Annotated in this window: 25 protein-coding genes; 10 read left to right on the top strand and 15 right to left on the bottom strand. The window is 63.9% G+C overall.

Annotated features, from left to right (window positions below; genetic code table 11):
- Nucleotides 1-42 precede the first annotated feature (42 nt).
- Nucleotides 43-837 (top strand): sulfite exporter TauE/SafE family protein, encoded by a 795-nt coding sequence (locus tag AWB74_RS00245; protein ID WP_061144786.1) that lies wholly within the window; start codon nt 43-45, stop codon nt 835-837.
- A gap of 266 nt (nt 838-1,103) precedes the next feature.
- On the top strand, nt 1,104-2,807 hold the full coding sequence (locus tag AWB74_RS00250) for an acid phosphatase (protein ID WP_061145221.1): 1,704 nt from the start codon (nt 1,104-1,106) through the stop codon (nt 2,805-2,807).
- Nucleotides 2,808-2,810: 3 nt separating this feature from the next.
- On the opposite strand, the gene AWB74_RS00255 is transcribed toward AWB74_RS00250, so the two are convergent.
- On the bottom strand, nt 2,811-3,203 hold the full coding sequence (locus tag AWB74_RS00255) for a RidA family protein (RefSeq protein WP_061144787.1): 393 nt from the start codon (nt 3,201-3,203) through the stop codon (nt 2,811-2,813).
- 112 nt (nt 3,204-3,315) lie between these two features.
- Between AWB74_RS00255 and AWB74_RS00260 the strand changes: the two genes are divergently transcribed.
- Both AWB74_RS00260 and AWB74_RS00265 read left to right on the top strand, forming a co-directional pair.
- Nucleotides 3,316-4,212 (top strand): NAD-dependent epimerase/dehydratase family protein, encoded by an 897-nt coding sequence (locus AWB74_RS00260; RefSeq protein WP_061144788.1) that lies wholly within the window; start codon nt 3,316-3,318, stop codon nt 4,210-4,212.
- A 471-nt stretch (nt 4,213-4,683) separates the two neighbouring features.
- On the top strand, nt 4,684-5,676 hold the full coding sequence (locus AWB74_RS00265) for a glycosyl hydrolase (RefSeq protein ID WP_061144789.1): 993 nt from the start codon (nt 4,684-4,686) through the stop codon (nt 5,674-5,676).
- Between the two features lie 112 nt (nt 5,677-5,788).
- On the opposite strand, the gene AWB74_RS00270 is transcribed toward AWB74_RS00265, so the two are convergent.
- The 3 genes from AWB74_RS00270 to AWB74_RS00280 form a co-directional block, all read right to left on the bottom strand.
- Nucleotides 5,789-6,898: a malate/lactate/ureidoglycolate dehydrogenase gene (locus AWB74_RS00270; protein WP_061144790.1), complete on the bottom strand. Its 1,110-nt coding sequence runs from the start codon at nt 6,896-6,898 to the stop codon at nt 5,789-5,791.
- Between the two features lie 177 nt (nt 6,899-7,075).
- Nucleotides 7,076-8,545: a M20 family metallopeptidase gene (locus AWB74_RS00275; RefSeq protein ID WP_061144791.1), complete on the bottom strand. Its 1,470-nt coding sequence runs from the start codon at nt 8,543-8,545 to the stop codon at nt 7,076-7,078.
- Nucleotides 8,546-8,643: 98 nt separating this feature from the next.
- Nucleotides 8,644-11,130: a penicillin acylase family protein gene (locus AWB74_RS00280; protein WP_061144792.1), complete on the bottom strand. Its 2,487-nt coding sequence runs from the start codon at nt 11,128-11,130 to the stop codon at nt 8,644-8,646.
- 132 nt (nt 11,131-11,262) lie between these two features.
- Between AWB74_RS00280 and AWB74_RS00285 the strand changes: the two genes are divergently transcribed.
- Both AWB74_RS00285 and AWB74_RS00290 read left to right on the top strand, forming a co-directional pair.
- Nucleotides 11,263-11,466, top strand: coding sequence for an oxidoreductase-like domain-containing protein (locus AWB74_RS00285; RefSeq protein WP_407642376.1), 204 nt, complete (start codon nt 11,263-11,265; stop codon nt 11,464-11,466).
- Nucleotides 11,467-11,563: 97 nt separating this feature from the next.
- The gene (locus AWB74_RS00290; RefSeq protein ID WP_061144794.1) at nt 11,564-12,073 is read left to right on the top strand and encodes a DUF1993 domain-containing protein; all 510 of its coding nucleotides are present in this window, start codon (nt 11,564-11,566) and stop codon (nt 12,071-12,073) included.
- Here AWB74_RS00290 and AWB74_RS00295 read toward each other — a convergent pair.
- On the bottom strand, nt 12,066-12,449 hold the full coding sequence (locus AWB74_RS00295) for a VOC family protein (protein WP_061144795.1): 384 nt from the start codon (nt 12,447-12,449) through the stop codon (nt 12,066-12,068). The genes AWB74_RS00290 and AWB74_RS00295 overlap by 8 nt on opposite strands.
- Before the next feature lie 126 nt (nt 12,450-12,575).
- On the opposite strand from AWB74_RS00295, the gene AWB74_RS00300 reads away from it, so the two are divergent.
- On the top strand, nt 12,576-12,920 hold the full coding sequence (locus AWB74_RS00300) for a hypothetical protein (protein WP_061144796.1): 345 nt from the start codon (nt 12,576-12,578) through the stop codon (nt 12,918-12,920).
- Nucleotides 12,917-13,231: a helix-turn-helix domain-containing protein gene (locus tag AWB74_RS00305; protein WP_087038715.1), complete on the top strand. Its 315-nt coding sequence runs from the start codon at nt 12,917-12,919 to the stop codon at nt 13,229-13,231. The genes AWB74_RS00300 and AWB74_RS00305 overlap by 4 nt, the downstream gene beginning before the upstream one ends.
- A 49-nt stretch (nt 13,232-13,280) precedes the next feature.
- Here the strand turns inward: AWB74_RS00305 and AWB74_RS00310 are convergent, their stop codons facing one another.
- Nucleotides 13,281-14,576, bottom strand: coding sequence for a virulence factor family protein (locus tag AWB74_RS00310; protein WP_061144797.1), 1,296 nt, complete (start codon nt 14,574-14,576; stop codon nt 13,281-13,283).
- Nucleotides 14,573-17,167 carry a bifunctional lysylphosphatidylglycerol flippase/synthetase MprF gene (mprF, locus tag AWB74_RS00315; protein ID WP_096032004.1) on the bottom strand — a complete coding sequence of 865 codons (2,595 nt, stop codon included), beginning with the start codon at nt 17,165-17,167 and terminating at the stop codon, nt 14,573-14,575. Before mprF ends, AWB74_RS00310 begins: the two co-directional genes overlap by 4 nt.
- A gap of 396 nt (nt 17,168-17,563) precedes the next feature.
- Here mprF and AWB74_RS00320 point away from each other — a divergent pair, with 396 nt between their 5' ends.
- On the top strand, nt 17,564-17,920 hold the full coding sequence (locus AWB74_RS00320; RefSeq protein ID WP_061144799.1) for a hypothetical protein: 357 nt from the start codon (nt 17,564-17,566) through the stop codon (nt 17,918-17,920).
- 22 nt (nt 17,921-17,942) lie between these two features.
- On the opposite strand, the gene AWB74_RS00325 is transcribed toward AWB74_RS00320, so the two are convergent.
- Together AWB74_RS00325 and AWB74_RS00330 are read right to left on the bottom strand one after the other, a co-directional pair.
- Nucleotides 17,943-18,464, bottom strand: coding sequence for a hypothetical protein (locus tag AWB74_RS00325; RefSeq protein ID WP_061144800.1), 522 nt, complete (start codon nt 18,462-18,464; stop codon nt 17,943-17,945).
- A 159-nt stretch (nt 18,465-18,623) separates the two neighbouring features.
- Entirely contained in the window at nt 18,624-19,319 is a 696-nt protein-coding gene (locus AWB74_RS00330; protein WP_061115843.1) for a response regulator transcription factor, read from the bottom strand.
- Nucleotides 19,320-19,514: 195 nt separating this feature from the next.
- Between AWB74_RS00330 and AWB74_RS00335 the strand changes: the two genes are divergently transcribed.
- Entirely contained in the window at nt 19,515-19,967 is a 453-nt protein-coding gene (locus tag AWB74_RS00335; RefSeq protein WP_061145222.1) for a response regulator, read from the top strand.
- 123 nt (nt 19,968-20,090) lie between these two features.
- Here AWB74_RS00335 and AWB74_RS00340 read toward each other — a convergent pair whose 3' ends face one another.
- The 6 genes from AWB74_RS00340 to AWB74_RS00365 all read right to left on the bottom strand — a co-directional run bounded on the left by AWB74_RS00340 (nt 20,091) and on the right by AWB74_RS00365 (nt 26,428).
- Nucleotides 20,091-21,026 carry an aldose epimerase family protein gene (locus AWB74_RS00340; protein WP_061144801.1) on the bottom strand — a complete coding sequence of 312 codons (936 nt, stop codon included), beginning with the start codon at nt 21,024-21,026 and terminating at the stop codon, nt 20,091-20,093.
- Nucleotides 21,027-21,051: 25 nt separating this feature from the next.
- Nucleotides 21,052-21,954, bottom strand: a complete 903-nt coding sequence (locus tag AWB74_RS00345) for an ABC transporter permease (protein ID WP_061144802.1) — start codon at nt 21,952-21,954, stop codon at nt 21,052-21,054.
- Complete coding sequence (locus AWB74_RS00350; protein ID WP_061144803.1) at nt 21,954-22,820, bottom strand: ABC transporter permease; 867 nt, start codon at nt 22,818-22,820, stop codon at nt 21,954-21,956. The genes AWB74_RS00345 and AWB74_RS00350 overlap by 1 nt, the downstream gene beginning before the upstream one ends.
- Nucleotides 22,817-23,893, bottom strand: coding sequence for an ABC transporter ATP-binding protein (locus AWB74_RS00355; protein WP_061144804.1), 1,077 nt, complete (start codon nt 23,891-23,893; stop codon nt 22,817-22,819). The genes AWB74_RS00350 and AWB74_RS00355 overlap by 4 nt, the downstream gene beginning before the upstream one ends.
- 80 nt (nt 23,894-23,973) lie before the next feature.
- Nucleotides 23,974-25,146 carry an ABC transporter substrate-binding protein gene (locus AWB74_RS00360; RefSeq protein ID WP_061144805.1) on the bottom strand — a complete coding sequence of 391 codons (1,173 nt, stop codon included), beginning with the start codon at nt 25,144-25,146 and terminating at the stop codon, nt 23,974-23,976.
- A 589-nt stretch (nt 25,147-25,735) separates the two neighbouring features.
- Nucleotides 25,736-26,428, bottom strand: a complete 693-nt coding sequence (locus AWB74_RS00365; protein WP_061144806.1) for a FadR/GntR family transcriptional regulator — start codon at nt 26,426-26,428, stop codon at nt 25,736-25,738.
- Nucleotides 26,429-26,436: the final 8 nt, after the last annotated feature.

Here is a 26,436-nt window from a genome sequence, read left to right on the forward strand (position 1 = left end):
GGTTTTTCGACCCAATCACGCCTGACGGGTTCTCCGCGCGCAATGTCATTTCCGCATATCGACTTACTTTATTCTGCCTCAGGCTTCGCGGTCGGTTTGCTGGTCGGCCTGACGGGCGTGGGTGGCGGCTCGTTGATGACGCCATTGCTCGTGCTGCTGTTCGGCATTCATCCAGCGACCGCCGTCGGCACCGACCTGCTGTACGCCGCCGCGACCAAAACCGCCGGCACGCTCGTGCACGGCATCAAGGGCTCGGTCGACTGGCGCATCACCGGCCGTCTCGCGGCGGGCAGCGTGCCGGCCGCGGCAATCACGATATTCTTCCTGCATCAGCACGGCATTGCGGCGCCGGGAACCGCGCGGCTCATCCAGGTCATTCTTGGCACGGCACTCCTCATCACCGCCATTTCACTGGTATTCCGCCCGCAGCTCGCGCGCTTCGCCTACAGGAAGGGCCGTGGCCGCCCCGAACACCCGGTGCGCACCGCCGCGTGGACGGTCGTCACCGGCGCCATACTCGGCGTGCTGGTTTCGATCACGTCCGTGGGCGCGGGCGCGATTGGCGTGACCGTCCTGCTCCTGCTCTATCCGCGTCTCGCGACGGTGCGCATCGTCGGCTCCGACGTGGCGCACGCGGTGCCGCTGACGCTGATCGCCGGCGCGGGGCACTGGATGCTCGGCTCGGTCGACTGGGCCCTGCTCGCCTCTCTCCTCGTGGGCTCGATTCCGGGCATTGCAATTGGCAGCATGCTGTCTTCCAAAGCGCCCGAAGCGCTGCTGCGTCACGTGCTCGCCGCGACGCTGATTCTCGTCGGAGCAAAGCTTCTGTTCAGTTGATGTTAGTCACGCTCCATTGCGGTTTCCAGTCGGCCAAAAGATATAAGCCGATTCACACATCGTTTTGATTTTTGCCTATGCCGTTCGGCCGGGTTTCGCGCAACCGGTCGATGCGGCATCATTGCCGCTCAGTTGACCCGTCAGTCGCAGGGCGGTCAAGTCGGGGCGCCGAGCAACAGGCAGGTAACGGGCGCGTCATCTTTCGGTGTCGATAATGCAGGCGCGCGCCATCGGGCGTGTGACACATGTTCACGAGGAGTCAGGCGATGAATGAGCACGACCATCCGCAGAACGAGCTTCCTTCCAGCAACGATAACGGCACCCCAGCCGGCGACGCACCCGCGGACCCCGCGCGGCGGCGGCTCCTCGCGGCGGGCGTTGGCATCGCGGGCCTGTCGCTCGGCGGGTGCAACCTGTTCGATCAAAAGCCGTCCACGCCGAAGACCGCGGCCGACCTCGCGCTGGACCGCACGCTCGCGGCGCAGGTGCGGAACATCGTCGTGATCTATGCGGAGAATCGCAGCTTCACGAATCTCTACGGCGACTATCCGGGCGTGCAGTATCCGCTGTCGGCCGTGCCGGCATCGCGATATGTGCAGCTCGACCGGGACGGCGCCACGCCCATGCCCACGCTGCCAAAAATCTGGGGCGGGCTCGTGCCGCAGGCGCAGGAAGTCGGCGGCAAGCGCTATGCGATCACCGAGCAGCAGCTTGCCGCTCAGCGCAATGCGCCCTTCCAGATCGTGGACGCGCAGGGTGCGCCGCTGCCCAATTCCGTCATCACGCGGGACCTCGTGCATCGCTTCTACCAGAACCAGATGCAGATCAACGCGGGCCGCAACAATCAGTTCGCGGCGTGGGGCGACTCGGGCGGCCTCGTGATGGGCCACTACCGAAGCTCGCCGGACACGCTCAGGCTCTGGGGACTCGCGCAGCAATACACGCTCTGCGACAACTTCTTCATGTCGGCGTTCGGCGGCTCGTGGCTGAACCATATCTTCCTGATTTCCGCGCAGGCGCCCTTCTATCCGGATGCAAAGAGCGGTCCGGCGGCGAAGCTGCTCGCAGTCGTGGATGGCGATGATCCCACTGGCTCGCGCCTCAGGCTCGCGCCGGATTCGCCGAAGTCCGCGCTCGAAGGGCCGCCCAAGTTCGTGCGCGACGGCGCGCTCACCGCCGACGGCTATGCGGTCAACACCATGTTCCCGCCGTACCAGCCGAGCAACGTGCCGCCCTCGCAAGGCGGCGATCCGCGTCTCGCGGACAGGGCGAATGTGCTCGTGCTGCCGCCGCAGACGTACGCGACCATCGGCGATCGCCTGTCGGGAAAGAATGTGGACTGGGCGTGGTATTCGGGCGCCTGGCAGTATGCGCTGGAGCATCGCGACACCGGCGCCGTGCCGGATTTTCAGTACCACCATCAGCCGTTCAACTACTTCGCCAGCTTCGCGCCGGGCACGGCCGCGCGCGAACGGCATCTGCGCGACGGAGGTATCGGCGACGATCCATCGACGAACAAGCTGCTCGCCGATATCGATGCGGGCCGCCTGCCGGCCGTCACGTTCTACAAGCCACAGGGCAATCTCAACATGCACGCGGGCTATGCGGACATCGCCTCGGGCGACCGCCATATCGCCAACGTGATCGAGCACATCCAGCGCGGGCCGCAGTGGCAGAACACGGTGGTGATCGTCACCGTCGACGAAAACGGCGGTTGGTGGGACCACGTCTCGCCGCCGAAGGGCGATCGCTGGGGCCCCGGCTCGCGCATTCCGGCGCTCGTGATTTCGCCGTTCGCGAAAAAAAGCTATGTCGATCACACGGTCTACGACACGAACTCGATCCTGCGCTTCATCTCGCGCGTGCACGATCTCGCGCCACTCGACGGCGTCGCGGCGCGAGATCGCGCGTTCGCGGCGAACGGCGAGGCGCCGCTCGGCGATCTGACGAAGTCGCTGGATCTGGCGTAGCGGCTACGCGCGCTCTATCCAGGCGCGCGCGGAGATTTCCAGCAAATAGCCGTAGTGCAGCGCGCCGACCGGCACGACGGCGCGCGCCGGCTTCCACGCGCCGAAGTGACGCGCGTAAATCTCGTTGAACAGCTTCCAGTGCTCGACGCCCACGAGATACACCGTCACTTCGATGCAGTCCGTAAGACTCGCGCCCGCCGCTTCGAGCACGGTCCGCAGATTGGCGAGCGTCTGTTCGGCCTGCTCTTCGAACGGCCGGTCGCCCGTATGCGTGCCGTCGGGACGAATCGGCAACTGGCCGGAAACGCATACGAGGTTGCCGGCGCGCGTCGCGTGGCTGTAGTGACCGGCGGGAATCGGCAGGCCGGCAGCGTTGATGGTTTCGATCGGTGGCATCGCGATTATTGATTCCGAGTCAAGGTTCATTTGAGACTATCACCGTTTTTGCGAAAGTCGAAGCGGCCCATACTGTGTTCATCGCAGTTTGAACACTCAATGGAGCGGCAATATGAACATCTTCATGACGGGCGCGGGCGGTTTCATCGGCGGATCGATTGCGGCGGGACTCGCGCGCGACGGCCATCGCGTGCGCGGACTCATCCGGCGCGACGAGCAAGCCGACGCACTGAAGCGCCTGAACATCGAACCGGTGATCGGCAGTCTGGACGACACCGCGCTTCTCGCCGCCGAAGCGCGCGCGGCCGATGCGGTCATCAACGCGGCGAGCAGCGATCATCGCGGCGCGGTCGAAGCGCTGATCGGCGCGCTCGAAGGCTCGGGCAAGCCGTTCCTGCATACGAGCGGGTCGAGCATCGTCGGCGACGCGTCGGGCGGCGAGGCATCGGACAAGATCTACACCGAGGACGATTTGCCCGAGCCGACGCCCGACAAGGCGCCGCGCGTCGCCATCGACAATCTCGTGCTCGAAGCCGCAAAACGCGGCGTGCGCTCCGCCGTGCTCTGCAACACGCTGATCTACGGCCACGGCGCGGTGCCGGATACGGCGAGCGTGCAGTTGCCGCGTCTGGAACGCCAGGCGAAGAAGAGCGGCATCGTGCGGCATGTGGGACGCGGCCTGAACATCTGGTCGAATGTGCATATCGACGATGTCGTCGCTATCTACCGTCTCGCGCTCGAAAAGTCGCCGGCGGGCACGTTCTATTTCGTCGAGAGCGGCGAAGCGCAGTTTCGCGACATGACGGCCGCGATGGCAAAGGCGCTCAGCCTGCGCGGCCCGGAGGACTGGCCGCTCGAACAGGCGATCGAGGAATGGGGCTACGAAATGGCGTCGTACGGGCTGGGTTCGAACAGCCGCGTGCGCAGCAAACGCACCCGCGAACTGCTCGGCTGGCAGCCGAAGCGCACGTCCGTCATCGAATGGATCGCGCAGGACATGGCCGCCTGATCGCGCACCACGCGGCAACTGGCTTGACCAATTTGCCGCTTAGTCGTGTGTAGAGGTTCGTGGATTCTGCTGCTGATACCTGCTGCTTCCTGCTCATGCCGCCTTGTTCTATCTGGTTGATTTAGCGAGCAATGTCGCCTGCCCGAGGCGTCCGGGTCCGACAGATGGGCGCCCCCGCGCGCCTCTGAGATGGTACGCTTGGAGTTCTGGCAACAGACACGCCCAAGGCAGCCACCGTCCATCCCGGCTGAACAGCGCTGGGCGCGTCACGCGCTTCTTGCCGGCGCATTTCGCTTCCGCAAAACTGGCCTGCCGCTTCATTTGCAACGCAGGTTCCAAGTCTTCTGCTGTAACGCCTGAACACCGCTCGACGATGCCCGTCCAAATGAAGGTGTCGATTGGATGGCGTATCGCCGACAAGAAATCTTCGTGCCTCTTCACGGTCAAGCCAAGCCAACTCGGAGCCAAGCAATGAAACCGATCAATCTGCTCAGACTTGCAGTCCTTGTCTGGGCGGTCGCGTTTTCCCTCAACGTATGGTCACAAACCGTTGCTCAGACGGGCCAGATCATGTGGGGCATCAACGGTCATCCGCAGGGGACCGGCAGCGGATCCTATGTCACCACCGATATTCAACAGCAACTCAAACTGGTCGCTGACGCCGGATTCAAAAGCTATCGGATTGACCTGTATTCCGCGGACGCCAATTCGATGCAGGCCCTGGCCAATGTCATCGCCGCAGCCAAAGCAGTCGGAGTGCAGGTCCTACCGATTCTCCTTCCCCCCACAGGATCGACCGAACAGGAGTCCTACAACACCGGATACGCGATGGGATTGGCCTACGCCCGGAACTTCGCTACCGACATCCCCGTATGGGAACTCGGGAATGAGGAGAGCGACGGCATGCTGATCGATCCCAATGGCTTCGGGATCGATTTCTCCGAATTCGACCGTGAGCGTTACGCACTTGTGCGTGGCAAGCTTCGCGGTCTGCTGGATGGCGTCAATGCCGGCTCTCCCACCGCGAAGAGAATGATAGATGGCATCGTCTGTGAGGTCGGCTTTTTCAAAGGATTGTGGGCCGATGGCGTGAAATGGGATATCACCGCCTGGCACTGGTACGACTCGAGCGGCGATATCACCAATTCAGGATGCAACGGGCTGAACGTCATCGGCGTGCTGCACGACTCGTTCCACCTCCCCATCTGGATCACCGAGTTCGGGACCTACGGCACGGACAAGACGGCTGTCCGAAATACGTTGATCGCGACGATGAAACAATGGAATTCAATCGCTTCCCAATATGATATTCAGGCTGGATTCATTTATGAGTTGCTGGATCAGCACGACGAAGACGGCATCCAGGGCGAGTTCGGCATATTCGATTCGAATGGCAACGGTACGGCCGCGAGCGATGCGATCAGAGGTTATCTGAAGCGAAATCCAGGCGCCGTCGTACACTGATTTCTCTGCCCGGGAAAACCGGGTATGCCGCTTTGACGGACGAATTTCCTGCTCAGGCACCGTCGGCGCCGATACGAGCGGAAATAACGAACCTCAAAGTTGCACCGGCGACCTACTTGAGCGCGCTCGCGAATTTCTCGATTGTCGCTTCCGTCATGCCCGATTTCGTCGCGGAATCCCGGATCTGCTTCCACGTGGTCGGATCGATCGCGATGCCATTCGCGGTGCGGTCCGCGCGACGCGCTTCTTCCGGTTCGCCCGGCGCGTAGATCGCATCGACGCCCTCGGCGCGCGGCGACGCCTTCATCCATTCGAGGAACGACTCGGCTTCCGCTTGCGCGGCGGGCGCGTCGAATGCGTTCGGATCGATGATCACCGACGTCATGCAGTTGATGATCGCGCTCGACTTCTCCAGGGTGTCTTCGTGCGTCGTATAGCCGCCCGACAGCGCCCCGCCGAAAATCTCGCACAGCGCGGCGAGTCCCGAACCCTTGTGCAGACCGAACGCGGTGAGCGAGCCGAACGGCTCTTCGTGCATCACCTTCGGCTCGACGGTCGGCTGGCCTTCGTGATCGAGCAGCATGCCCGGCGCGACCTTTACGCCCTTGTTGTACGCGACGCGCGTCTTGCCATAGGCGATCCCGGCGGTCGCGAAGTCCAGCACGAGCGGGCTCTTGCCGTCGCGCGGATACGCGGCGCAAAACGGATTCGTGCCGAAGCGCCGGTCGATGCCGCCGAAAGGCGCGACGAGCGGATCGCCCGCCACGTTCACGAAGTGGAACGACACGAGCCCCGCCTTCGCGCACTGCTCAGCCCAATGGCCGATCCGCCCGATGTGATGCGCATTGCGCAAGCCCACCGCGCATACACCGAGCTTCTTCGCGCGCTCGATGCCGTGCTCCATCGCCTCGTAAGCGACGACCTGCCCGAACCCCTTGCGGCCATCGACGGTCAGCACCGCGCCGGCGTCGCGCACGATCTCGGCGTGCGTGTTGAGCTTCAGCTGTCCCTCGCCGAGCGATGCAACGTAACGCGGAATCATCCCGACGCCGTGCGAATCGTGACCCGACAGATTCGACATCACCAGGTGATCCGCGACCAGTTCCGCTTCGCGCGGCGTACTGCCGGCGGACTCCCAGATCGCGCGGACGTAGGCGTGCAGCGTGTCGGCAGCGATGCGCTGTTCGGTGGCTGAAGGGGTGGGCGTGGGGGATGCAATCATTGCGACACTCGTCTCCGTAGTTGATGGCGCGCGTTCGATTTTTTTGAGACGCGCTCGGGTCCATCACTTTACCGGCGTTCAACTGGCCTTACCAGTTGGTTTTACAAAATCGTTGAATACGGCCGAAAAAAAGCCCGGACGACCCGGGCTTCATCGAAATTCATCGATCCGCAGCGCTTAAGGCGCCGCCGCGATCACTTCCGCGACGGAAGCCGTTAGCTTCTTCCCATACGGAATATGCAGAAATTCGTTCGGACCATGCGCGTTCGACTTCGGGCCGAGCACGCCGCACACCATGAACTGCGAGCGCGGGAAGCCTTCCTTCAACGTATTCATCAACGGAATCGTGCCGCCCTGCCCGATGAACGCAACATTCGCGCCGAAGTGCCGCTTCGACGCTTCGTTCAGCGATGTCGCCAGCCACGGCGCGAGATCAGGCGCATTCCAGCCGGTGGCTGCGCCCGCTTCCGGCTTGAACGTGACCTTGGCGTTGTACGGCGCATCCCGTTCGAGGAGCCTTTGCAGCCGCGTGACCGCCTCGGTCGCGTCGATGAGCGGCGGCAGGCGCAGCGACAGCTTGAACGCCGTGCGCGGCGCGAGCACGTTGCCCGCGTCGGCGAGCGGCGGTAGGCCGGACGCGCCCGTCACCGTGAGCGACGGACGCCAGGTGGAATTGAGCAGCGCTTCGCGCGGATCGGTCGTCGTCGGCAAGACGCTGCCGCCGTCCTGGCCGCAACTCCACGGCAGCTTCTTCCAGACGTCGTCGCCGAGAATGCGCGCGGTGGCTTCGGCTTCGCGCCGGCGCATCATCGGGATCGCGCAATGAAATTCCTTCGGCAGCAGATCGCCGGTGCTGGAGTCTTCGAGGCGCTCGAACAGTTGCCGCATGATGCGGAACGTCGACGGCGCAATCCCGCCGTAACCGCCCGAGTGAATGCCCTCGTCCAGAACCTGCACTTCGAGATCGCCCGCGACGAGTCCGCGTAGCGACGTGGTGAGCCAGAGCTGATCGTAGTTGCCCGCGCCGGAATCGAGGCAGATGACGAGGCCGACGTCGCCGAGCCGATCGCGCAGCGCGTCGATGTAAGGCAGGAGATCGTAGCTGCCCGATTCCTCGCACGTTTCGATGATACCGACGCAGCGCGGCCGCTCGACGCCCTGCGCATCCAGCGCCGCGAGCGCGGTGATGCTGGCGTAGGTCGCGTAGCCGTCGTCGGCGCCGCCGCGTCCGTAGAGCTTGTCGTCTTCGAGCTTCGGCGTCCACGGGCCGAGATCGCTGCGCCAGCCTTCGAATTCCGGCTGCTTGTCCAGATGGCCGTACAGCACGACCGTTTCCGTACTGCCGGAGCGCGTGGCGGGCGCTTCGAAAAAGATGACCGGCGTGCGCTCGGGCAAGCGCACGATCTCGACCTTCAGGCCTTTCACCGGCTGCGTCTTGACCCAGTCGACCGCATCCGTGACCACGCGCTCGATGAAGCCGTGGCGCGCCCAGTCGGCATCGAACATCGGGCTTTTTGCGGGTATCGCGATGTAGTCGGTCAGGGCGGGCACGATCTCGTCGTTCCATTTGCGTTCCACGAAATCCCGCAGCGCGGCGGAATCGAGCCGCACCGCTTCGTCGTGTTGCGTGCTGTCGCCGATAGTCATGACCGTAGTTCCATTTCGAGCAAACTTCCATCATAGACGGGAATCGTCCCAGGCTCGACCGGGCGCGCGCCGCGCATGCACCTTTTTTGCGCGTTTGCTTAACGTCCGGGCGCGCTCGCCGCCTGATCGCGCGACGAAGACACGACGGCGCGCGTCACTGCCGGGTCTGAGTCGATCGCCTGTTCGGTGAACGGAAAGCGTGCCCAGCGTTTCGCGGCGAAAGCGCGCGTCGCGTCGCCGGAATGCGGCGAGGCCGGATCGTCCGATTCGGAATGCGAAAGCATCGTGTCGGCTTCGACGCCGTTCTCGCCGAACGTGACCACCTGCACGTAGCTGTCGCCCTGGCCGCTCGGGTCCATCGGATAACCTTGCCGGTCGAGCGGCCGCCGCGCGCAGACGATCGCGAAGTAGCCCGCCTCGTCGCAGCCGCCGTAGAGCGGCACGCGCGCGCCGTTGCGCGTCGTGTAGAGAATGTCGCCGCGCCGAGAATCGAGCGCGAAGCCGTTCAGGTTCAGCGCAAGCGCCGCGCCGCCGAGCGCCTGGCGCAAGTCCTGGAGCACGGCCGGATTGTCGACGTTGAATCCGCCCGGCGTCGCAAGCGGCTTGTTCGGATCGAATGACGACTCGTACAGACGCTCCGGCGCGATACGCATCACGCGCAGCCAGAACTCGTCCCACAGGTTTGCGCCGCGCGCGTCGATATCCGCGGTGCCGTTCCAGTTGCGCAATACCTCGCAGGCCTCGTGCAGCGGACCGCCCGCCTCGTTGACCGTGCAGACCGCGTCGAGCAGCGGCTTGCGGAAAAGGCGCTCCGACATCGAGTTCGTCTCCAGCACGGCCGATTCGAGCGCCTCGCGCGTGACGCCGCCGCGCTCGCGCTGCAATCGCGCGGCGAGCAGATGGCCATAGCGCGTGCGCAGCGACTGCTCGACGCGCGTCGCGCCTGCGACGAGCGGATAGCCCGACATCGGCGCATTCGCGTTGGTGAGCCAATAACTGTCGTTGAAGTTGCCGACGTAATCGCCGCGCACGGTGTTCGGCAGCTGATCGAGCGGCAGCGCGCCCGGCTGCACGCTCGCCGGATCGACCCGCCACGCGCACGCGCTCTTCGAGCCGTCGAGGAACGGCACGCCGGGCACGCGGCTGGCGAACGCGCGGCCTGCCGGCGTCGTGCACGCTTCGGCGAGAGCATCGGGCACGTTCGGAATCGGACCGATGTCGGCAAACCAGACGCGCTCGTCGCCACGCCCGATCGCGAACGTGTTCGCCCACGGCATCGCCGCGTAGCGTTTCTGGATCGCCATGAAATCGCCGAGCGAGCGCGCCTGATTCCACGCGAAGAAGTTCTGGAACACGCGCGTGTTGTCGACGTTCACGTCGGCGAGCGCATACGCGCGCTGAGCGTTCCAGCCGAGGCCCTGCGCCATCGCGGACAGATCGACGACCGGTCCGAAGCGCGTGCGATACAGCGTGCGCGACACGGTGTCGATACTGCCATCGGCGCGGCGGGCGCGCACCGTGAGCGGCACGGGCGTCATCGCTTCGCTCTGGCCATCGACGAGATAGCGCGTCGGATCGGCGGGATCGAGCGTCAACTGAAAGATGCCGAAACGCCGTGCGCTCGAGACCGTGTGCGTCCACGCGATGTTCTCGTTGAAGCCGAGCACGATCAGCGGCACGCCCAGAAACGACACGCCCGCGACGTTCATCTGGCCGGGAATCGTCAGTTGTGCCTGATAGAAACGGTCGGGGCCGCGCCAAAACCAGTGCGGATTGCCGAACAGGATGCTGCGCTTGTCGCGCGTGATCGGCGCACCGAACGCCAGTGCGTTGCTGCCGATGCCCGGATGCTCGCCGATGGAAAAGCGCAGCGCGTCGAGCGCGGTTTGCGTTTCATTGCTGTCGCCGCGCGGCGTCGATGCAGCGGGTTTCGGCGGATGCGCCGTTGCGATCGGCGTCACGAAACGCGCCGAACCGCTCGCGAGATTGGCCGCGATCAGGCGCCGATAGATATCCTCAGCGCCGATCTTGCCGACCCACGGCTTGCCCCTGCACGCCGCGTGCGCGCCCGGAAAGCGGCCCGCGTTGAGATCGGCGAGATAGCGGTTATAGCCGCCCGCGAAGCCGTCGATCAGGCTGCGCAGATCGGCCGGCTGCGCGGAACGGTAGCGCTCGACCGTCGCCGGATCGCCGACGAGACGAAAGAAGAAATCGGCGTCGATGTTGCGCGGCTGGCCGAACGTCGCTGCCGACATCGGGCGCGCGTCCGGTCCGAAATAAGCCGAGCGCTCGCCGCGATACGTGATGAAGCCATCGGCGAGCGTGCACAGGTTGTCCTGCGCCTGCGCGTAGCCGAATCCGAAGCCGAGGCTGCCCACGTCGGCGGCGCGGATGTGCGGAATGCCGTCCTGCGTGCGGCGGATTTCCGCGCTGTAGACGGCCGGTGAGCCGGGATTCGACTGATTCGCCGCGCCCGTCTGCCCGGCGCCGCCCGCCGTTTCCGATGTTTCCGGCGGCAGCGCGCAGGCGGCCAGCAAGGCGCTCGCGAGCGCGCCGGAGATCGCAAGGCTGACGAGCTGATTCATCGCGTGAGTCCTCGGTCCTTTCGACGTGATGACGGGCAGACAATTGCCCCGCGCGCAGTATCGCATCGCGCGCGGCGCGGCCCGCCGCCAAAGTCTAGCCGCTCACGTCGCGCCTCGCGAAGCCGATGCACAATGAGCCGCTTATGCCTCTTTCACGCCTTTCTCACACCGATGCCCGATCACGACGACCCGCGCCCGACGCCGCCCGAGCGTCCATTGCCGGAAGATTGCTGTCAGAGCGGCTGCAGTCCGTGCGTCTTCGATCTTTACGAGGAAGCGCTCGAACGCTACGAGACGGCGTTGCGCGCGTGGGAAGCGCGGCATGGGTCGGACTGAGCGGCGGGCGCCGTCGATTCGAGCAGGCGAAAGCGCGCGGCGCTATGCTTGTGTCCCCTGTTGCCATCGAAACGACAAACTCAAGGAGCGCAATTCCATGTCTCTCACGATGTATCGCGCGTCGATTCCGGTCTTCATTCGCGGCCTCGAAGTGTGCTCGGATCTGCTGAAAAAAGGCGCCGCCTTCGCTGATGAAAAAGGCCTCCCCCACGACGATGTCATCAACGCGCGTCTTGCGCCCGACATGCTGCCGCTCGTCGCGCAGATCCAGCGCGCGAGCGACACGGCGAAGCTCTCGGCCGCGCGTCTTGCCGCAATCGAGGCGCCGCGCTTCGAGGACAACGAGGACAGCTTTGCGTCGCTGCAGACGCGCATCGAGAAGACGATCGCGTTTCTGAAAAGCATCGACAAGGCATCGCTCGCCGGTTGTGAAACGCGCACGGTCACGCTGAAGTTTCCGGACTTTTCGCCGTCGTTTTCGGGCGACGATTATCTGTTCGGCTTCGGGCTGCCGAACTTCTATTTCCACGTCGTCACGACGCACGACATTCTGCGCCATCTCGGCGCGCCGATCGGCAAGCGCGATTATCTCGGGCCGTTTAACTGAGTTCGGAAATCTCGATGAGGTTGTAGTCCGGGTCGCGCACGTATACGGAGCGAAGCTTGTGCGTCGCCCCCGTGCGCTCGACCGGGCCTTCGACGATTGGAACGTTCATCTGCGCGAGCCGCTCGATCACACGGTCGAGCGGTACGGCCGCGATGAAACACAGATCGAGCGCACCCGGCACGGGCAAGTGCGCCTTCGGCTCGAATTCCGAGCCGCGCACGTGAAGGTTGATTTTCTGATTGCCGAAGCGGAAAGCCATGCGGCCTGCACCGAAGGTTTCGAGCTTCATTTGAAGAACGTCGATGTAGAAGCGCTTCGTCGCTTCCACGTCGACGCAGGTGAGCACGATGTGGTCGAGGTGATCGATCAGGGACATGCCGGACTCCGGTGGCGGGTGTCCGATGATGTTAGCTCAGCGCAAGAAAATCAAATTCTGTGAACGTCGTTGCGGGCTGGTCTCGCTTGCTTAATATACGCAGATTGCGTATATTTACCCCCGTCCATGCAAGCGCTTTTCGTCGAACTGCCACCGTTTCAGCGTTACCGTTCGGACTACCTTACGGACGAAGAGTACCGCGAACTTCAACTCCAGTTGCTAGCAAATCCCGAGGCAGGCGACCTGATCAAGGGAACCGGCGGTCTGAGGAAAGTCCGCTTCGGCGACAGGAGGCGCAACAAGGGAAAGCGGAGTGGGCTTCGGATCCTTTACTACCGCTGGGTCGATGGCGCTCAATTCTGGATGTTTACGATTTACGACAAAAATGAAATGAGCGACCTGTCCAGCCGCGAGCGCGCGACGCTATCGAGTTTGCTGGATATAGAGGTCAGCCGAAGGAGTGCCGTATGAAGAAGCGAAATCTGTTTTCCGAACTCAGCGAAGGACTCGATGCGCTGGCTGCCGAGCGAGAAGGCAAAGTAACGCTGCGTAAAGTCAGCGTCGAAGCGCCCGAGCCAGTAGAAGTGAGCGCGGAAGAAATACGAAATGTTCGTGAATCGGCTCACGTTTCCCAAGCAGTGATGGCGCACCGGCTACGGGTCAACGTACGAACCTGGCAAAACTGGGAACAAGGAAAGGCAAGACCGAACGCGCAGGCCGCGGTGCTAATCCGTCTGGTGGAAAAGCATCCTGAGACGCTTCGTTTGCTCGAAGCGCTCTGATCATCTGATGCTCGGCCGAAATTCGGCGGTCAGCGCCTGATCCGCGACCTTACCCCTGCCGCGCCGCGATCTGCTTCCGCCACCCCGCGAGAATGCGCCGCGCGAGCGCATCATAATCGCCGCCGAAGTGATGATCGCCGGGCAGTTTCACCACTTCGATGCCCGTCTTCGTGAGTTGCGGACACAGCGTGTCTTCTTCTTTTTCGCCATAGATGCATTGCACCATCGACGGCGGCAGCTTGTTGAGTTCCGGGCGCACCTTCAGCGCCTTGTCGCTCGCGGGCATGCCGAGCCAGCCCGTCACGCGAATCTGAAAATCCGCCGACGGCGAAAAGCCCATCAGCGAGATATACGACACCTGATCGCGCACCGCGTCCGGCAGGCGGTTGTACGCGAATGGCATCACGTCCGCGCCGAACGAGTAGCCGACGAGCGCCACGTGACTCGTATGCCAGCGCGCGTTGTAGGCGCGGATCACGCGGGCGATGTCGTTGGCGGTCTGCTGCGGCGTCTTCTCGCTCCAGAAGTAACGCAGCGAATCAATGCCGACCACCGATACGCCATCTTTCTGCAACGCGAGCGCCATCGTCTTGTCGAGATCGCGCCAGCCGCCATCGCCGGAAATGACGATCGCGAGCAGATCCGTCGGTTGCGCGGCGCGCAGCTCGATCAGCGGCAGATCGGAGACATCGCTTTCTGAAACGGGTTCGGCTTTTTTCAGATGCGGCGCCGTCATCGCGACGAGCGCATCGGCCTTCGAACGGCCCGTTTCGAGCACCGCCGTGTATTCGAAGAAGCCTGGCAGCCCCTTCGCGTGGATGATGGTCGAATCCGGTGCGCACGGATTGAAACGCGCGTCGAGCATGGGCTCCGCCGCAAGCGATACCGCGCCCGCGACGGTGTTGTCCGGCGCCTGCTTCAGCGCGCTCTCCGCGAGAATCGCGCCCTGCCCCGTGCCGACGAGAATCGGCGCGTAATAGCGATTCGTCTGCACGGTGCGTTCGAGCTGATGGCTCATGTTCTCCGCGTCGCCGACGAGGTTGTGACACGACGTCTCGGTCTTGTCGGCCTTGATCTTCGCCGCGTACTTCATCGTGTCGACACCAATGACCATCGCGCCCTTGGCGGCGAGCGCATCGGCGGCTTGCTGATCGGCCGGGCTCCAGCCGCTTTTCTCCGAAAACAGCACGACGAAGCCCGTCATGCCGCCCGCGGGCTTCGTCAGCGTGACCTGACCATAGCGCCCGCCGGAAATCGTCTCGGCCGCATGCGCCATGCCGGACAGTAAGACACCACAGACGGCGGCCGCTGCCAGCGCCGCCGCTTTCTTGCAAAGGAATTTCATGAACGCCAGCCGCCCGCGAGGAGCGAAAGATCCGCCAAAGTGAAAAATACGCCGACCGAACCGGACGCCGCGAGGTAACGCGGCTCCCAGCGCGGCTGGAACTTGCTTTTGAATCCGCGCAGGCCGCGGAAGTTGTAGAAACGCCCGCCGAACCGCCACACGAGCCCAGCCAGTCGATGCCAGTGCGATGCGAGCGGCGTCGGCTCCATGCCCGACAGCGGCGCGATGCCCAGCGACAGCGACCTGAACCCCGCTTCCTTCAGATGCAGCGCGAGCTTGGTGAAGAGATACTCCATCGCATACGGCGATGCATCGGCGACGTGGCGCATCACGCCGACGGTCGCTTCGGTGTTCATGTCGGTCGTCATGAAGGTCACGAACGCGACCGGCTTGCCCTCCTGGCGCACCAGCAGCACCGACTGCGCCGCGAGATATTCCTCGTTGAAGGCCGCGACCGAGAAGCTCTTCTCGCGCGCCGAGCGGCTTTCCAGCCAGTCGTCGGAGATCGCGCGCAGCAGAGGCAGGCTTTCGGCGATACGCGCAGAACCGATCACCTCGGTGTCGAATCCGTCGCGCTCGCCGCGCTTGAGCGCATAACGCAGATGCGAACGATGCGAACCCTTCAGATCGAAGTCGGCAAGCGCGACGTGAGCTTCCTCGCCGAGCTTCATCAGCGTGAGGCCGGCGTCGAGATAGAGCGGCAGCGCATCGGCGCGCACCTGGTAGAACGCCGCGCGGCCATTGTGCGCGTGCGCGAGCTCGACGAATTTGCGGATCAGTTCCGCCCACTCACGGCGCGGGCCGACCGGATCGTGCAGCGCGGCCCACGTGCGGCCGTGCTTCGCGTACATCAGGAAGGCTTCGCGCGACTCGGAAAAGAGGAAGCTCTTGTCGCCCATCATCGCGAGGCCCGCGTCGCTGCGCTCCTGCGCACGGAAGATGCGCGCGGCATCGACGAGATCCTGCGCCGCGGGTTTCACGAAGCGGCCCGCCGCCGGACGCAACAATTGCCAGACGCCGAACGCCGACGCCACCACTGCCGCGGCAAGCGTCGCGCGCAGCGCACGCGGAGCGCGCTCGTCGAAGGCGAACTGCCACCAGAGATCGCCGCTGTATGGCACATCGCGGAACGCGAAGAACATGATCCAGACGGCCAGCGCCATCACGACGCCGATCGAAATCAGCCAGGTCGCCGTGAAGCGCTCGGCGAACAGCGACGAACGGCGGTTGAAGCGCTCGCGCGTCGCGACGAGCAGCACGACGAGAAACGCCAGCACGCCCGCTTCGACGAACGCGAGCCCCTTTGCCAGCGACAGCGCGAGATTCGTCACGGCGAGGATCAGCGCGAGCCACCAGGCGGCATCGAGCCGGCGCATCAGACCGCGCGCGACGAACAGCAGCAGCACGCCGAACACGGAGCCGAGCAGTTGCGAGCTTTCCAGCACCCACAGCGGAACGATGGTCTGCAACAGGGCGATGCGCATCTTGAACGCGGGCGTCGCGCCGGAGATGACGAGCATCGAGCCGGCCGCGAACGTGACGATCGAGAGAAACACCGGCGCGAGCTGCGAAACGTGACGCGGATGCAGGAAACCGAAGCGGCCCTTGAGCGCACGGCCTTCGAATGCCGCCATCACGCCCGCCGAAAGGATCAACGGCAGGCCGAAGTAGATCGCGCGGTACGCGAGCAGCGCGGCGAGCACGTCCGGCGTCTGGGCGCTGCCGCCGAGCGCGAAGACCATCGCCGCCTCGAACACGCCGACACCGCCCGGCGTATGGCCGATCATGCCGAGCAGCATCGCCGCCGAGAACACCGTCATGAATTCGCCAAAACCGACTTGCGGATTCGGCAGCAGCGCCCAGAGCGCGAGCCCGGCGCCGAGCACGTCGACGACGGCGAGCGCGGCCTGCGCGACGAAATCACGGCGCGCCGGCACGGTGAACGCGAGCCACTTCCAGCGCGAGCGCAGCGTGCGCGGCTCACTGCCGCAGACGAGGACCATCGCCGCGAACACCGCGAGCAGCGCCGCGCCCGTCGCGCGCAATGCGGCGGGCGGCAAGTGCATCATGCCCGAGAGCGTGTCCGCGCCGAACAGCATGCCGGCGGCGGCCATGAACGCGAGCGAAAGCGCGAGCGTGACGCTCGTGAAGATCGTGAGGCGGCCAACCTGCGCCGGCGTGACCTCGGCTGCGCCGTAGACGCGGCAGCGCACGGCTCCGCCCGTCAGCGCGCCGAAGCCCGTCACGTTGCCGAGCGCGGAGCCGACCGTCGCGCCGACCCACAGCAGCGAACGCGGCATCGACACGCCGATATGACGCAGCCCGACCGCGTCGCGCCCGACCAGTGCGGCGAACGATAGCGCGGTCGCGAACAGCGCGGCGAACCAGGCTTGCGGCGTCATCACGCGCAGCGAGTGGATCACCGATTTGTAATCGACCGAGCGGGAAAGATGCTGGAAGACCACGAGCAGCAGCACGCAGATCACGACCGTGAGCACGGGCGCGGCGAGCCGCTGAAGATCGACGCCGCCGGACGGGCGTCCGACGGGTGACATGGCGCGAAGCCGGGCGAGCAACTTTGTGCGAGACATGCGTTCTATCAAACTGACTGACGCTGCGCATCGGCCGCGAACGGTCGATGGCGACGTTACATCAAGGTTATCGGGGACCCGCGCAACTCACGCGGTCGGAGAGCGCCACAATCGGCTCCCGCCGCCCGCGCTCGCGCCATACAAAAGGCTTTAACGTGTGAAACGCCTATATAACGGCGACGGTTGACCCGACTTGACCAATACTGGGAAAACTACTAATCGAAAGCTTGTGTTCAGACTCGGCGCGCTGTTTTGGCGATTGATTTAGCACGAACGACCGGTCGAATTGGCTTTACGGTTTGTCAGGGGAGCGGTTAGGATCGACGCCCGCGCGCTCTGCGGACGTCGAATAAGAGCAGAAGTTTAAGCGGTCACTGTAAAAAAGGTATCGGAACTATGAGAAAAACCATCGCAATCTTGTTGGCAGCAATCGGCGCGTCCGCGTTGAGCGCGTGCGTTTCGACGGACGACGCCTTGCTCAAGACCGTGCCGGTCGGGTCCGGCACGTCGCAGTTGAAGCCTTACGATTTCGTTCGGTGCGTGAAGGAAAAATGGACGCCGATCGCCGGACGCGTGCGCGAATACGCGCCGAGCACCGATACGCAGGCCGTCTCCATCCCGAGCGGCGGTCTGACAAGCCAGTCGGTGGTGCTGGTGATCGCGCAGGCATCGGCGAACGGCACGGGCTACACGATCTACGGCGATGTCGCCATCACGGGCCGCTATGTCACGGCCACGCACGCGTGCGATTGACCCCTGACCCCGTTTCCCTCGCTCAGGACGGTTTGTTGCCGCGCATGTCGACGCCGGCCAGATGCGTCCCGACGACGCGTCCGATCAGATAGCCGTCCGACGCGCACGCATTGACGCGCTCCTTGCCGTCCCACTGGATCTTGTACTGATCGTCCTGGGAATGAACCGCGGAGGCGTCGAACTTGCGCTTCGCCTTGCCGCCGTTGCGCACTTCTTCGCCGACGAGCCGGTTCCACGTCAGCGCGTAGCCGTAGCGCACGCCGTCGGCAAAGGCTTCGCTATCGCAAACTTGCGACGGGGGCGTCGTCTTGATCATCTGATGGTAGCCGTTCGCGGTGCCGACCATGATGCGCTGTTCGCCCGGCGGCGCGGGCGGTGCTGCCGGCCTGGGCGCGGCCTGGGCGGCTCGCGCAGCCGATGCTGCCGACGCGGCAGCCGCCGCATCGGCGTCGGTCTGCTGTGGAAGCGGCGCGCATGCGCCGAGAACGAGCGCCGCTGTCACCGCGATTGCCGTGCCGGCGCCTTGCATTTTTATGAACGTCATCCTGCGAATCACCTGCGCTGACCTATCTCAAATTTAGTCCGGGCTCTACCTTACCATCCCGGGATGAATTCATCGGAACGATGCGAAAAAGGCCGCCCACGCAACGACGCGGACGCCCTTTCGGTGCGCCCGCGTCGAAAAAGAGGATTAAGCGCGTGCTCAGGACGCCGACGACGTATTGCTCATCGGCATTTCGATCCCGCGCCGCGCCATTTCGACGATCAGAAACGTTCGCCGCGTGACGTGAAAGCGCGCGAGCAGATCGCTTGAATATTCCTTGGCGGTGTTTTCGCTGATGTTCATCTTGCGCGCGATAGCCTTATTCGACAGTCCCTGCAGCAGATAGCGGAGCGTCTCGGTCAGGCGCGGCGGCAGATCGAGCGATTCGACCGTCACGCCCGCGTGCGGCGACACCGGCTTGGGACTATGCCCGCCCTTGCCGAGCACCGTGTTCGGCAGATACACGCGCCCATTCAGGATGGTCTTGAGCGCTTCGCGAAACACGCCCGCGCCCTGCTCGCTGCCCTTGGAGATGAATCCGCACGCGCCGTTCTTGATGCACTCGAGCACGGTGTCGCGGTCGTCCTGCGCGGACAGCATGATCGTCTGGATCTCGCGCTCTTCCTCGCGGATCCAGTTGAGCAGATCCATGCCCGTGGCCTGGCCGCGCAAGTGGTAGTCGAGAAACATCAGGTCGTAGGTATTGGCGGAAAGCTTGGCTTTCGCCTGCTCGAAACCATCGGCTTCGTCGATTTCGAGCAAGGGCTCGTTCGCCAGAATGAGGCTTTTCATGGCGCTCCGGGTGAGCCCTTCGTCCTCTACCAGCAACACAGTTTTGAAATAGCCATTTTCCATTGCGACGCTCCGAGAACGGTTCCGATATTACGCGCGCTCCGATTGACTTCCACCCCTCTTTCGCAGGGATACATTCGGCAGTCTCCCAAAATTCTCCGCGTTCCCTGCCCGTGCCGGGTTTTCCGATGAGCCCGTCCGGCCGACACTGGCGGCATCGAATCGACCACGTAACCCAATACGAGCATGGAGGATGAGATGTCAAGCCGTCTGGCCGACAACGAGAGCGAATTCGCGTTGTGGCGTATCAAGCGGGCCCGTAGCGGAGACGCATCGCGCCGTGTGCTGATCGCCCACAAGGACAAGTCGATCGGCGATTCGCTCGCCGTGCAACTCCGGCTGAAAGGCTTGCAGGTCATCCATTCGCAGGATCTGAAATCCGTGCGGGCGCTGGTGCATAGCTGGCAGCCGCAGGCGCTGCTTCTCGATACGAGTTTCGACAACGAGTCCGGCTACGTCTTTTCGCGCACGCTGCGCATGGACGCCGACGTGACCGGGCGCCTGCTCGTCGCGATGAGCAACGTGTGGCCCGCCGATCCGGTGCAAACGCTCAAGGAAGCCGGCTTCGACGCCCACTGCCGCCGGCCTTGCTCGACGTGGCGCATCGTCGATCTCGTCGAGTCATTTTTCTCGATGCCGCTCACGCGGTGAATTGCGCTGAACCGCACTGGAGGTGCGCCATGAACACGGATATCTGCATCGTCGGGGGAAGCTTGCCGGCGAATGCGTCGCGCTGCCCCGCGGTTCGCGAGCGCGCCTGTGTCGAAGCGCGCGTCAGGCGTCGTCGTCGTCGCGCCGGGCCGGGTTCGCGCCGGTTGCCATCACGAGCGACGCCCGTATTTCACTACCTGGATCGATGACAGCGATGCCCGTGCCGGGCCGGCCTCGCGCCGCGAGGTTGAAGCCGTCGCTCACATGCGAGACCGGCTCGACGCACAGATAACCCGCGCCCGCCGGACAATGCACGACGACATGGCTCAGCGCGTCGTCGGCTATCAGTTCGAGCGTGCGGCCGTCCGCATAGCGCAAGGTCGCGCGCCCGTCCCATCCGCTCAGATAGCGCGTGCAGCCTTCCGTTTCCCGCTCATGCCGACGCGCGGGACTTTCGTCAGTCGGCTCGATCGCGATCTCCGCTTCGTGACGCCAGTGCGTGGTCGCATGAAGTTCGGCCTCGCTCGCGCCGAAGTAAGGATGAAAACCCAGGCCGACCGGCATCGGACTCGACGACCGGTTCACGATGCGCATCGACATGCGCGCGCCCTGCGCGTTCGCCTCGATCAGCTGCACGGCCTCGAACGCCCACGGCCAGCCATGTTCGCCCTCGCCGTGCACGTAGCGCAACACGACGCAATCCGCCTCCTGCAACTCGACGCTCCACGCCGCGAACTGGCCGAAGCCGTGCAGCGCGTGCGCCATCCCGGGAAACGTCGCCAGCTCGACGATGGAACCATCCGGCGCCGGAAAACGCGCATCGCGCACGCGATTGGAAAACGGCACGAGCGGATAGCTGCCGCCTTTCGGCCAGGCATCGCACGGCCAGCCCGCGATGGTCACGGGCACGAGCCAGTCCGCGAGGCCGCGCTCGCCCCGCGTGGCAAAGCGCGTAATGCGCCCGCCCGCGGCCGGCGCGATTTCGATGACATGCGGCCCGCTCGAAATGCACAGGCGCGGCTCGGCGTCCAACTCGACGACTTCGCGGAATTTCGTCACAACACGACGTCCGTATTGAGAGGCGTCACTGCTTCTGCTCCTTCACGCGCGACACGAGTTGCGTCGGGCTCACGAACTGCAGCGCGATCAGCACCCAGACCATCGTGATGGCCATGTAGATCATCGCCATCGCGTCGATGGATTGCGGTGCGCGCACGCCCGTCGAGAAGACCGCGTAGTACAGCGCGACAACGAGCGTCTGTGTGGTCGGCCCGGCGGTAAAGAACGTCAGCTCGAACATGCCGATCGTTCGCACCAGGACGAGCAAACCAGCAGCCAGCATGCCCGGCACGAGCAGCGGCAGCAGCACGTAGCGGAAGTAACGGAACGTGTTTGCCCCGAAAATACGTGCGGCCGATTCCAGATTCGGATCGATCTGCTCGATGAACGGCGTCATCACGAGAATAACGAACGGCAACGCAGGCACCAGGTTCGCGAGAATCACGCCGGTCAGCGTGCCCGCGAGATGGAACTTGTACATGACCGTCGCCATCGGGATGCCGTATGTCACGGGCGGCACCATCAGCGGCAGCAGGAACACGAGCATCGCGAAACGCTTGCCGGGAAACTGCACGCGCGCGAGCGCATACGCCGCCGGCACGCCGAGCACGAGCGACAGCAGCACCACCGCGCCCACCACTTCGAGCGTCACGAGCAGCACGCTCGAAAGCTGGAAGTCGCTCCATGCCTGCGCGTACCAGTGCAGCGTGAAGCCCTGCGGCAAGAGCGTGCCGAACCAGCGCGTCGCCACCGAGTTCACGGCGACGGTCGCGATCAGCAGCAGCACGTTGACGAGAAAGAAGCCCATCGTCGCCCAGACGAAGCACTTCCACAGCCTGTCGCGCAGGCTCGACTGTTGTTTCATGATCTTGCCCGCGTTGTTGCCGGGCGATGCCCAGACCGGCGCCGTTTGATTATCGAGAGCCATTATCCCTTGCCTCCCGTCACCGGACCCGTGTAGAAGAAGCGGCGCGCGCCGAGCATGCCGCCGACGACGAGCAGTTGCACGAAGCCCATCACGATGGCGATGGTCGATGCGAGCGCGTAATCGTAGCTTTCGAACGCGGCCTCCGATGCGGCGATCGAGATCACGCGCGTCGGGCCGGCCGGCGCGCCGAGCAGCACCGCCGACGGAAACACCGAGAACGCCTGCACGAACGAAAGGCACGCGGTCATCGTGAGACCGGGCAGCAGAAGCGGCAGATAGATCTGACGGAACTGCTGCCACGGGCTCGCGCCGAGCGTCGAAGCGGCGCGGGCGAGCGTCGGATCGATGCCGGTCACATACGACAGCGTCAACAGAAACGCAAACGGAAAGCCCGACACGATCAGCGAAATCAGCACGCCCCAGTAGTTGTGCGTGAGGCGCACTTCATCGCCATAAAGATGCAGGGCCTGCAACGCCTGCGGAAACCAGCCGTTCGGGCTGAAGTAGGTCAGCATGCCGTCGGCGATCAGCACCGTGCCGAGCGTCACCGGCACGACGAGCAGGGTCGTGACAAATTTCTGCCACGGCGACGTGCGCCGCAGCGCGAAGGCAACCGGCACCGACACGCCCACGTTGATGATCGTCGCGGGCACCGCGAGCTTCAGCGTGACGATGATCGTCGGCCACATCGACGAATCGGTGAAGAAGGTGATGTAGTTCGCCCAGACGCCGCCGCCGTTCATCGGATTGAACGACAGCATGAGCCCGTACGCGAACGGATAAATGAACAACGCGATGATGAAGATGAGCGCGGGCGCGACGAGCCAGCCCTTCGGATCGCGCTGCTGCGCGGGAAGCGCGATCATTTTTCTTCTCCGTAGACGAGCGTCTTCGAAGGCGCGACGCGCAGCGTGATGCGCTCGCCTTCGCTGCATTCGCCCGCGATGCGCGCCCACAGCTTGCCGAACGCCGTGTTCACGATGATGAGCGAATCGCGCCCGCCGTATTCGACGACCTCGACGTGCGCATCGAACGCGTTATCGGCGCCGGGCGCGGCGCGCTCCATGTCTTCAGGACGCAGCGCGACGGAAACGCGCTTGCTGTCGAAGCCTTCCATCGGCGTGCCGAGGAGGCGCACGCCGTTCGCGTTCACGGCTACGGTCTCGCCCTGCGTGCCTTCGAGCGTTGCCTGCACGACATTGCGAAAGCCCATGAAACGCGCGACATGCAGGTTCTTCGGCCGCGAATACACTTCCTTCGGCGACGCCACCTGCTGCACGACGCCCTCCTTCATCACGACGATGCGATCGGCCATCGACAGCGCCTCGTCCTGATCGTGCGTCACGTAAATGGTCGCGCGCTCCAGCTTGCCGTGGATGCGGCGGATTTCGGCGCGCATCTCGATGCGCAGCTTGGTGTCGAGGTTCGAGAGCGGCTCGTCCATCAACACGAGCGGCGGTTCGATGACGATCGCGCGCGCGATCGCCACGCGCTGCTGCTGACCGCCCGACAACTGGCCGGGCAGCTTGCCGTCGTGGCCGATCAGCTGCACGAGCTGCAAGGCGGCCTTCGCGCGCTTCGTCGCTTCGGCCTTCGGCATGCCGCGCATCTTCAGGCCGAAGCCGACGTTATCCAGCACGGACATGTGCGGAAAGAGCGCGTAGTTCTGAAAGACCATGCCGAAGCCGCGTCGCTCGGGCGGCAGCACGTCGATGCGCTTGTCGTCGAGCCAGATGCCGCCGCCCGTCAATGGCTGCAATCCGGCGATGCAATTCAGCGCGGTCGACTTGCCACAGCCCGACGGCCCCAGCAGCGCGATGAACTCGCCGCGCTGGATGTTCAGATCGAGGCCCTTCAACGCCGCGAGCTGATGCCCTTCCGCGTTGGTGAAGCTGCGCGAGACCGAGTCGAGGCGCAACTGCTCAAAAGTGTGCTTCATGACGATTTCCTGCTCATTTTGTGCAAGCGGCGACGCTCCTTGCGAGAAACGTCGCCGTCAGATTGCAAAGCCCAACCTGCTTACTTGGTCTTCGCCGCGCCGATTTCGCGGTCCCATTTCTGGAACGCCGCGACCATTGCCTGCGCGTTGAGCGGCAGGACGTGCGGACGGTCCGCGAGCAGCTTCGCGTACTCGGGCCGGCCAAACTTCTGGATCACTTCCTGGCTCTTCGCGGGCGCCATCGAGAGCGGCACGTCCTTCACCGCGGGGCCGGGATAGAAGTAGCCATCGTCATAGGTCAATGCCTGCTGCGCCGGCTCGAGCATGAAGTTCATCAGCTTGTAGAGCACGTCGAGCTTTTCCTTCGGCACGCCCTTCGGGATCACCATGTAGTGCGCATCGTTGACCCAGGTCATGTTGTCGAACGCGCCGACCTTGAACTCAGCAGGCACGATGCCGAGCGCGCGCGGATTGATGTCCCAGCCCGTCACGGTGACGGTCATGTCGCGCGTGCCTTCGCCGAGCTCTTTCATCACAGCCGAGGTGCCGCCCGGGTAGTACGGAATGCAGTCGTTGAGTTGCTTGAGGAACGCCCAGGTCTTGTCCCAGCCGTTGATCGGGTCCATCGGATCCTTGTCGCCGAGCACGTACGGCAGGCCCATCAGGAACGTGCGGCCTGGGCCGGAGTTGGCCGGACGCGCGTAGATCAGCTTGTTCGGATGCGCCTTGCACCACGCGAGCAGTTGATCGGGCGTCTTCGGAACGTCGGTGACTTTGGCCGGGTTGTATTCGAGCAGCGGCCCGGCGGGCATGTAGGTGACTTCGAGACCGTAGCCTTGCGCAATGTCCTGCATCTTGCGCGGGCCAGGCGCGTATTTGTCGAGCACGCCGGGGAGCGCTTTCGACTGATCGGGCAGCAGCTTTTCCCAGAGACCTTGCTGGATGCCGGCCGCGAGCGCGTCGGTGCCGGTCACGACGAGGTCGATGTCCGAGCGCCCCGCCGCCTGCATCGCCTTGATCTTGCCCGGCAGTTGCGGCGCGGGTGCATTCGTGAATGTGATGCTCGAAACCAGGTCGGGATGCTTAGCCTTGAATGCCTCGAAGCCCTTTTGCGTCAGTTGCAGATTGCCTGCGACGTCGACAATGTTGATCGATACCGGATCGGCCGCGCACGCCGCGCTCATGCCGAATGCCGCACCAACGGCGATGCAAACCGCCGCCAGTTTCACTGACAGTTCTGCCTTGAAAGCCATTTTGTCTCCTCACTTCTCTCGCAACCGTGGTCGGGAAGAGGTCCGGTCGTATCGTCGCTTTGTCGATGTTGTCGATCGCCGGCCTTGCTTGTGCTTATTTATGCCTGGTTCTGATTCGTCGGGTCTGTGCGCGTGCGTCCTCGTTGCGGCTGGATGCTGAAAAATAGCGAACGGGGTTATAGGATGTCAAGCAAATCGGAGTGAGCAGGCCTGTTACCGAAACAATCCAAACGGGTTTTTTCTTCTGCCGATAGCGGTTTGCAAGGCGTCTCGGGATATACCCCGAGCGCGCGTTACCTCGCTGTTTAACCTGCTTTTACCTTGGGTTTCCTGGAGGTTTCCCCGGGTGACGGGGTTGATCGACGGACGCTCCGAAGATAGCGAAGTCGGCGGAGTCGGCGGAGTCGGCGCGGCGGATTGGATAGTTCAGCACGATCAACGTATCGCCATCGATGAGGCCAGCGACCGTATAGACGGCGCTGTGCCTTTTTGCGCTTGATCCGGCAGCGGCAACGCGCAAAGTTGTCAAACAACTTGACAGCGATGCCGAATGCTAGTCGAGGTTGTGTGACAACCGCAGCGCGACTACTCAACTGCCGAACATGCGCTCGACCGCGTTTTCGAGATGCGACTTCATTGCCTTACCCGCGCGCGCAGAATCTCGTGCGCGGATGGCATCGAGTACCTCGCGATGTTCCCGCTGAACGACGCGCTGCCGTTCGAGCGTTTTCACGAACGACAGATTCCGCGACAGGTTCATGCCGAATTCGATCTGTTCCTCTATGAACGACAGCACGCTAATGAAGAACTGATTCTTCGATGCGCGCGCAACCGCGAGATGGAATGCAAAATCGTCCTTCGCGCCGATGCCCTGCTGCGATTCGACCACGCGCTCGAGGTGATCCCAGGCGTCTTGGATCGCGCGGATGTCTTCATCGCTGGCCTTGAGAGCGGCGAGCTCCGCAGCGCCCGCCTCCGTCACCACGCGAAATTCATAGCAGCGTCGAATGTCGGACAGCGTCTCGAGCGGTGCGAAACGGCGCAGGTCCGGATCGGGGCGGCGTCCGACGATGGTCCCCGAGCCCCGTCGCGTCACGATGATGCCGTCCGCACGCAGCCTCGCGAGCGCTTCTCGCACCGTCGGACGCGACGTTGCGAAGCGTTCGGCGAGCGCGTGTTCGGTGAGGAGCCGGTCGCCCTCCTTGAACTCGCCTTCCGTGATGCTGTTGAGAATGTCGTTATAGATCCGGTCGGCGAGCCCGGGGGACTTACGCTCGTTCATGTTCGCGC

This window comes from Caballeronia arvi (assembly GCF_001544695.2).
GTDB classification, from domain to species: Bacteria; Pseudomonadota; Gammaproteobacteria; order Burkholderiales; family Burkholderiaceae; genus Caballeronia; species Caballeronia arvi.

Excerpts from the sequence above, each read along its gene's own strand:
- AWB74_RS00365 (WP_061144806.1), bottom strand. The coding sequence starts at position 26,428 with ATGAACGAGCGTAAGTCCCCCGGGCTCGCCGACCGGATCTATAACGAC.
- AWB74_RS00355 (WP_061144804.1), bottom strand. The coding sequence starts at position 23,893 with ATGAAGCACACTTTTGAGCAGTTGCGCCTCGACTCGGTCTCGCGCAGC.
- mprF (WP_096032004.1), bottom strand. The coding sequence starts at position 17,167 with ATGTCTCGCACAAAGTTGCTCGCCCGGCTTCGCGCCATGTCACCCGTC.
- AWB74_RS00245 (WP_061144786.1), top strand. The coding sequence starts at position 43 with ATGTCATTTCCGCATATCGACTTACTTTATTCTGCCTCAGGCTTCGCG.
- AWB74_RS00265 (WP_061144789.1), top strand. The coding sequence starts at position 4,684 with ATGAAACCGATCAATCTGCTCAGACTTGCAGTCCTTGTCTGGGCGGTC.
- AWB74_RS00360 (WP_061144805.1), bottom strand. The coding sequence starts at position 25,146 with ATGGCTTTCAAGGCAGAACTGTCAGTGAAACTGGCGGCGGTTTGCATC.
- AWB74_RS00285 (WP_407642376.1), top strand. The coding sequence starts at position 11,263 with ATGAGCCGCTTATGCCTCTTTCACGCCTTTCTCACACCGATGCCCGAT.
- AWB74_RS00350 (WP_061144803.1), bottom strand. The coding sequence starts at position 22,820 with ATGATCGCGCTTCCCGCGCAGCAGCGCGATCCGAAGGGCTGGCTCGTC.
- AWB74_RS00250 (WP_061145221.1), top strand. The coding sequence starts at position 1,104 with ATGAATGAGCACGACCATCCGCAGAACGAGCTTCCTTCCAGCAACGAT.
- AWB74_RS00325 (WP_061144800.1), bottom strand. The coding sequence starts at position 18,464 with ATGACGTTCATAAAAATGCAAGGCGCCGGCACGGCAATCGCGGTGACA.
- AWB74_RS00345 (WP_061144802.1), bottom strand. The coding sequence starts at position 21,954 with ATGGCTCTCGATAATCAAACGGCGCCGGTCTGGGCATCGCCCGGCAAC.
- AWB74_RS00330 (WP_061115843.1), bottom strand. The coding sequence starts at position 19,319 with ATGGAAAATGGCTATTTCAAAACTGTGTTGCTGGTAGAGGACGAAGGG.
- AWB74_RS00310 (WP_061144797.1), bottom strand. The coding sequence starts at position 14,576 with ATGAAATTCCTTTGCAAGAAAGCGGCGGCGCTGGCAGCGGCCGCCGTC.
- AWB74_RS00320 (WP_061144799.1), top strand. The coding sequence starts at position 17,564 with ATGAGAAAAACCATCGCAATCTTGTTGGCAGCAATCGGCGCGTCCGCG.
- AWB74_RS00300 (WP_061144796.1), top strand. The coding sequence starts at position 12,576 with ATGCAAGCGCTTTTCGTCGAACTGCCACCGTTTCAGCGTTACCGTTCG.
- AWB74_RS00335 (WP_061145222.1), top strand. The coding sequence starts at position 19,515 with ATGTCAAGCCGTCTGGCCGACAACGAGAGCGAATTCGCGTTGTGGCGT.
- AWB74_RS00305 (WP_087038715.1), top strand. The coding sequence starts at position 12,917 with ATGAAGAAGCGAAATCTGTTTTCCGAACTCAGCGAAGGACTCGATGCG.
- AWB74_RS00255 (WP_061144787.1), bottom strand. The coding sequence starts at position 3,203 with ATGCCACCGATCGAAACCATCAACGCTGCCGGCCTGCCGATTCCCGCC.
- AWB74_RS00260 (WP_061144788.1), top strand. The coding sequence starts at position 3,316 with ATGAACATCTTCATGACGGGCGCGGGCGGTTTCATCGGCGGATCGATT.
- AWB74_RS00290 (WP_061144794.1), top strand. The coding sequence starts at position 11,564 with ATGTCTCTCACGATGTATCGCGCGTCGATTCCGGTCTTCATTCGCGGC.
- AWB74_RS00295 (WP_061144795.1), bottom strand. The coding sequence starts at position 12,449 with ATGTCCCTGATCGATCACCTCGACCACATCGTGCTCACCTGCGTCGAC.
- AWB74_RS00280 (WP_061144792.1), bottom strand. The coding sequence starts at position 11,130 with ATGAATCAGCTCGTCAGCCTTGCGATCTCCGGCGCGCTCGCGAGCGCC.
- AWB74_RS00275 (WP_061144791.1), bottom strand. The coding sequence starts at position 8,545 with ATGACTATCGGCGACAGCACGCAACACGACGAAGCGGTGCGGCTCGAT.
- AWB74_RS00270 (WP_061144790.1), bottom strand. The coding sequence starts at position 6,898 with ATGATTGCATCCCCCACGCCCACCCCTTCAGCCACCGAACAGCGCATC.